Origin of the sequence: Mesobacillus boroniphilus JCM 21738 (assembly GCF_000517385.1) — a bacterium.
GTDB lineage: Bacteria > Bacillota > Bacilli > Bacillales > Cytobacillaceae > Mesobacillus > Mesobacillus boroniphilus.
Genome location: NZ_BAUW01000239.1, coordinates 1 through 539, shown reverse-complemented (window position 1 = coordinate 539; position 539 = coordinate 1). Strand labels below are relative to the sequence as shown.

The following is a 539-nucleotide window of genomic DNA, read 5'->3' as shown; positions in this document are numbered from 1 at the left end:
TGAATAAAATCGACAACACCATTAGAAGTATAAACATTTCCAGGACGTAGACTAGCTTTGATAAAATCGCCAGTTACTCCGTCGAAAGCAACTAAAGGGTGAAAACCAACGGTTCCGTAATGAGCATTATAAGCCGCAGATTCTTGATTCCCATAGGTATCTGAATGGGTGGAATCCAAATCAAAGATGACAGCTTTTGAATCCCTGAATTGATGTACTTTATCAATAAGTTCTTGGTTAGCTTCATTTAGGTCCTCGATGGACCGGCGATCAAAACGTCTAAAGAACCGAGACAGGCTTGGCTGGGAGGCTAGCGCATCTGTGCCGATGATTTGAGTGAACACTGGATCCTTCGTCAATTGATCAGCTGCATCATCTTCGGTATAACCAGCAATGATTTGATAAATCTTTTGGCGAAGCAAGTTTTCATTCGAATGAACATAGTAACGTCTTTTGTCTTCCAGGTTTAAAAACTTCGACAATGTAGTAGAAAAGCCTATCTTTTCATCGAATTCTCTAAAGAGGAATTCGCCTGTATG

Annotated in this window: 1 protein-coding gene; it reads right to left on the bottom strand. The window is 40.4% G+C overall.

Annotation, left to right across the window (positions count from 1 at the left end):
• Nucleotides 1-539 (bottom strand): transposase (locus JCM21738_RS22050; RefSeq protein WP_035210356.1); only part of this gene is annotated, 539 nt, incomplete at both ends.